Here is a 5,403-nt window from a genome sequence, read left to right on the forward strand (position 1 = left end):
GACTGGCAGGAGCCCGGCCCGCGCCCCAGCCTTTCGCAGTTTACCGCCCTGGCGCTGGTGGGGCCGCTCAACAGCCCCCCCTGGAGCCTGCCGCACCCCGAGAGCGCGCGTGAGCAGGGGGCGATCCGCGAGTGGATCGACGGTCACTATGGCCTGAACGGCGCCGAGGAGCTGGGCGAGTTCCTGGACTACCTGCTGGAGGTCGGCGACCGCCAGGAGTACCAGGTTAACTACGCGCCCTACACCCTCAACCCCGCCCGGCTGGGCTCGGAGATCGCCACCCTGGAGTCCGGGGCCTGCAGCGACGAGGAGCGAACCCACCTGCTGCGGCTGCAGCGGGTGCGTGACAACGAGGACGGCTGCAACGACACCGATATGGCTGCCTGGGACGTGGCCCAGGCGGTGGACCTGGCCATCGCCGCCCGCCAGCTGGGCTGGCTGGAGGAGCGCGCCTTCCTGGCGGTGCTGGAGCGCGCCCACGCCCTGGCCGCGACCCACTACTCGGGCTGGGAGGCCTACGCCCGCGGCCTGCATGCCGGCTTCTCCTTCTTCATGGGCGAAACCCCGGAGCGGGAGAACTTCCTCGCCGGCTTCCGCCAGGCCCTGGTGGCCTGGCTGGCCGCGGCGCCGCCCCTGGCAGGGCCCTGGGCGAGCCTGGAGTTTCCCGGTGCCCGACCGCGGCACTGGGCGCCACTGCACATCGATACCCTGCCGGGCGATTCGCGGACCCTGCACTGAGGGTGGTCGGGGCTCGCCAGCGGCCCGGGGCTGGTTTATAGTCGACGGGTTAACTATCGCGGCTCCACCTGTCGGGAGCCCAATGCTACAGCGAGCCGCCGACAGGCCGCTGTGGCAGTGATACCGGCCGCTTACCGGCACCACTGCCACAGCGATCACTCCCCCCGCCACCGGGCGCCTCGATGCGACGGGCGGGGCGCGGCTCAGGGATCGAGGTCGCTGCAGGATGGTCGTCACGTCGTCGTGTCGTGCCCTGGCAACAATGGTGTCGCTGGCCCTGCTGGCCGGCTGTGTCGCCACACCCCGGGATACCGCCTCCCGGGATGCCGATACGCCCTACTTCGCGCGCCAGCTGCCGGGGCTTCCCGGCGGCTGGGATCCCATGATGTCCCCGGTGGACAACCCTATCCTCGAGGCGCGTAGCCTGGCCAACCCGCCGCCGGCGCTGGTCCAGCAGGCGCTGCTCGCCCAGCACGAGCGCTGGGCGGGGACGCCCTACCGGCTGGGCGGCACCGGCTTCCAGGGGATCGACTGCTCGGCGCTGGTGCAGACTGTCTTCGAGGAGACCTTTCGGGTCTCGCTGCCGCGCTCCACCGGCGAGCAGGTCCACCAGGGCACCACGGTCGAGCGCGACGAGCTTGTGCCCGGGGATCTGGTCTTCTTCCGCCCGCCCGGCCGCTACGACCATGTGGGGATCTACCTCGGCGAGGGGCGCTTCCTGCACGCCTCCACCTCCCGGGGGGTGAAGATCTCCGAGCTCGACAACCGCTACTGGCGGCGCCACTACTGGCAGGCCCGGCGTACCCTGGAGCCCACCACCCTGGCCCAGCGGGTACTGGCGAGCGGCGAGGGGTAGGCCGGGCGCGGCTCGCCATCGCCTCGCCTAAAGCGACTCGCGGTGGGCCAGCACATAGTCCACGAAGGCCTGCTCGGCCCGTGACAGGTAGGCGCCGCACGCCCAGGCCAGCGAGAGGTCGAGCCAGGCCGGCGGGTCGAAGGAGACCGCCGCCAGCTCCGGCTCATCCACCACCCGCCGCAGGAAGGTCGTGATGCCGAACCCCTGGCGGACGATCGCCTTGGTCAGCGGGATCAGGTTCGACTCGAAGGCCACGTCGGCGGTGAGCCCGGTGCCCCGGGAGAGGATCTCGACGAACTCGCGGTGGAAGTAGCCGTCCTGGAAGAGCACCAGCGGCTCGGCAAAGAAGGCCTCGGGCGTCACCGCCGGGCAGGACGCGAAGGGGTGCTCCCGGGGCACACAGACCACCATCTCCTCCCGGACCAGCGGCCGTCGCTCCAGGCGTTCGCCGGTGCCCTCGTCGACCACCACCCCCAGGTCCAGTTCGCCGTCGGTGATCATGCGCTGCAGCCGTCGCGCCCCGGCCTCCACCACCGTCAGGCGGATGCCCGGATGGGCAGCGGGGGAAAGTAGTAGGAGCCGAGCATCGAGGGAATGCCGATGCGTACCTCGCCCTTGACCAGGCCGTGCAGCTCGCGCATCGCCAGGTGAGCCGCCTCGGCGCGCTCCATCAGCTCCCGAGCGTGGTGCTGCAGGGTCTGACCCTCGGGGGTCAGCGAGATGCGGCGTTCGTGTCGATGGAAGAGCGTCAGCTCCAGGCGCTTCTCGAGGGTGGCGATGGTCTGGCTGACCGCCGACTGGGCCACGTTCAGCGTCCGTGCCGCGGCGCTGAAGCCGCCGTGCTCGGCGACGGCCAGGAAGACCCCGAGGGCGCGCAGGTCGAAGGGCAGTGGCATGACTCACCTATCGGATTAAGTGATTGTTGGCATCATTTTATTCTGTTTGGCTTATTGTGTCGCCGGCGCCATCATGGTCTTCCCATCCTTCCTGAACTCAGGGTTGTCATGATCCAGACCCGAACGCGCGCCTGGTGGCGCGCCACCCTGGCCCTCAGCCTGGGGTCGCTGCTGGTCTTCCTGAACCTCTATGCGCCTCAGCCGCTGCTCCCCGACCTGCGCGAGACCTACGGCGTCTCCACCCTGGTGGCCGGCCTGGTGATGTCGGTCGCCACCCTGGCCCTGGCGCTGTCGCTGCTGGTCTACGGGCCGCTCTCGGACGCCATCGGCCGGGACCGCATCATGCGCCTGACGCTGCTGGCGGCCGGCGCGCTCTCGCTGGCCCTGGCCCTGGCGCCCACCTTCGAGTCGCTGCTGGTGCTGCGCGCGCTGCAGGGCTTCGTGCTCGGGGGGCTGCCGGCGGTGGCCATTGCCTGGATGGGGGATGAGTTCGAACCCCAGGCCATGCTCGCCGCGGTGGGGCTCTATATCGGGGCCAACACCCTGGGCGGCATCAGCGGTCGCGTGGTGGGCGGGGCGGTGGGCGAGGCCGCCGGGAGCTCGGCCAGTTTCCTGGTGGTGGGCCTGATCACCCTGGTCGGGGTCGCGGTATTCTGGAAGCTGCTGCCGAAGGCGCAGGCCTTCACCCCGCGCCGCTTCGAGCTGCGCGGCGCCCTGGCCGACCTCGCCGCCCATCTGCGCAACCCGACGCTGCTGGCGGCCTACCTGCTGGGCGGCCTCAACTTCCTGATCTTCATCAACCAGTACAGCTATATCACCTTCCGCCTGGCGGAGGCCCCCTTCGGGCTGGGGGCTCAGCTGCTGGGGCTGATCTTCCTGACCTATCTGGGCGGCACCCTGGGCTCCTCGCTCTCCGGGCGCCTGGTGCGCTACCTCTCGCAGCCCGCCTGCATGATGATGGGCATCGGGATCCTGGCTGTCGGCACCCTGGTGACGCTGGTCGACAGCCTGCCGGTGATCCTGCTCGGTCTGACCGTCAACGCCTTCGGTTTCTTCTTGGCCCATGCCATGGCGTCCAGCTGGGTAGGCCGTCACGCCGGCCGGGCGCGGGGCAGCGCCTCGGCGCTCTATCTGGTGTTCTACTACGGGGGGGCCAGCCTGGGGGGCTTCTGGCTGGAGCCCTTCTGGCAGCTGGCCGCCTGGCCCGGGGTGGCGTTCGGCTCCTGGCTGGTGCTGGGGGTCACCCTGGGCCTTGCCGCCTGGCTGTGGCGCCGCGAGGGCTCAGCGCGCTGCGGCCGGGTGGCCGCCTAGGCCGCCGGCCTCCTCGCCCCACACCTCCTCGAGGCGCTCCACTCGGCGGCAGGCCGCCTTGTAGAAGTTGTAGCGAACCGGGTTCCTGCGATAGTAGTTCTGGTGGTACTCCTCGGCGAGATAGAAGGTCTCGAAATCGAGGATCTCGGTGGCGATCTCGCGGCCGAAGCGCTCGGCGAGGGCCGCCTGGCTGGCCTCGGCGAGGCGGCGCTCCTCGTCGTTCATGGGAAAGAGGGCGCTGCGATAGGCCTCGCCGACGTCGCAGAACTGGCGGTTCACGGCGAAGGGATCGATGTTGCGCCAGAACACGTGGAGCAACGCCGCGTAGTCCACCACGGCTGGGTCATATTCCACCTTCACCACCTCGGCATGGCCGGTGCCGCCGGCGACCACCTGGTTGTAGCTGGGGTTCTCCACGTGGCCGCCGCTGAAGCCGGAGGTGGTCGAGAGCACCCCCGGAACCGGGTCGAAGGCCTCTTCCATGCACCAGAAGCAGCCGCCGGCGAAGACGGCGCTGGCCGGCTCTTCCGCGGAGAGGGCCTGGGCGGCCAGGCCAAGCGCCAGGGGCAGGGCGAGCAGGGCGGGCCAGCGGGCGGCAGGCAGGACGGGCGAGGGCATCGGGGTGGCTCCGTCGTTCAGGGATGCTAGATTGGAGGCTGTTGCAGGGGCAGGGTTCCGTATAACGCCTGTTGATGCTGCGTGGCCGGTAAGGCTTGGTGCCGGGGCGCGACAGAGTGGCGACGCCTATCCCGATCACCTTCAGGAGCCTTCCCTTGACGCGACCTCGTCTGATCCTCGCGGCGCTGATCGCCCTGGCCGTGGCGGCCTGGTTCCTCAGCGGCGCCCACGATGCCCTCACCCTGGAGACCCTGCAGGCCGAGCAGGCCCGCTTCCGGGCCTGGTTGGCCGCGGAACCAGCACCCTGGGGGCGACCCTGGCGGCGCTGATCGCCCGCACCCTGGCCCGCGGGCCCCTGGAGCGGCGCTTCGCCCCCCAGCTGGCGCGCGTCAATGCCGGCATCGCACGGGAGGGGGCCTTCTATCTCTTCACGCTGCGGCTGATCCCGCTCTTTCCCTTCTTCGTGATCAACCTGGTGCTGGGGCTGACCCGCATGCGGCTGTGGACCTTCTACTGGGTCAGCCAGCTGGGCATGCTGCCCGGCACGGCGGTGTTCGTGAACGCGGGGCGCGAGCTCGGCAGCCTGGAGTCGCTCTCGGGGATTCTCTCGCCGGGCCTGATCGCCTCCTTCGCCTGGAGCGGGCTCTTCCCCTGGCTGGCCCGCGGCGCTTCCACCGGCCAACCCGCTTCGATCAGGACATCGTGGTGATCGGCGGGGGCTCCGCGGGCCTGGTGGCCAGCTACATCGCCGCGGCGGTGAAGGCGAAGGTGGCGCTGGTGGAGCGCGACCGGCTGGGCGGCGACTGCCTCAACACCGGCTGCGTGCCCTCCAAGGCGCTGATCCGCGCGGCACGGCTCGCCCGGGAGGTGCGCGGGGCCCCACGCTTCGGCGTGCAGGCCGGCGAGCCGGCGATCGACTTCCCGGCGGTGATGGCCCATGTCCAGCGCGCGATCCGTGAGGTCGAACCCCATGACAGCCGGGAG

General features: G+C 70.6%; 4 protein-coding genes and 2 pseudogenes. 4 read left to right on the top strand and 2 right to left on the bottom strand.

Features of this window, described 5'->3' with window-relative positions; genetic code table 11:
• Together J5F18_RS08185 and J5F18_RS08190 are read left to right on the top strand one after the other, a co-directional pair.
• A partial coding sequence (locus J5F18_RS08185) for a DUF1266 domain-containing protein (RefSeq protein WP_346301775.1) occupies nt 1–738 on the top strand: 738 nt, incomplete at its 5' end.
• A 226-nt stretch (nt 739–964) separates the two neighbouring features.
• The gene (locus tag J5F18_RS08190; RefSeq protein ID WP_346301776.1) at nt 965–1,594 is read left to right on the top strand and encodes an NlpC/P60 family protein; all 630 of its coding nucleotides are present in this window, start codon (nt 965–967) and stop codon (nt 1,592–1,594) included.
• Between the two features lie 27 nt (nt 1,595–1,621).
• Here the strand turns inward: J5F18_RS08190 and J5F18_RS08195 are convergent.
• Nucleotides 1,622–2,490 (bottom strand): annotated as a pseudogene (locus tag J5F18_RS08195) (LysR substrate-binding domain-containing protein).
• A gap of 108 nt (nt 2,491–2,598) precedes the next feature.
• On the opposite strand from J5F18_RS08195, the gene J5F18_RS08200 reads away from it, so the two are divergent.
• Nucleotides 2,599–3,801 (top strand): MFS transporter, encoded by a 1,203-nt coding sequence (locus tag J5F18_RS08200; RefSeq protein ID WP_346301777.1) that lies wholly within the window; start codon nt 2,599–2,601, stop codon nt 3,799–3,801.
• Here J5F18_RS08200 and msrA read toward each other — a convergent pair.
• Complete coding sequence (gene msrA / locus J5F18_RS08205) at nt 3,772–4,419, bottom strand: peptide-methionine (S)-S-oxide reductase MsrA (protein ID WP_346301778.1); 648 nt, start codon at nt 4,417–4,419, stop codon at nt 3,772–3,774. The genes J5F18_RS08200 and msrA overlap by 30 nt on opposite strands.
• 155 nt (nt 4,420–4,574) lie before the next feature.
• Here msrA and J5F18_RS08210 point away from each other — a divergent pair.
• Nucleotides 4,575–5,403 (top strand): annotated as a pseudogene (locus J5F18_RS08210) (VTT domain-containing protein); the annotation flags it as partial.

The sequence above is a fragment of the Halomonas sp. BM-2019 genome (assembly GCF_017584085.1).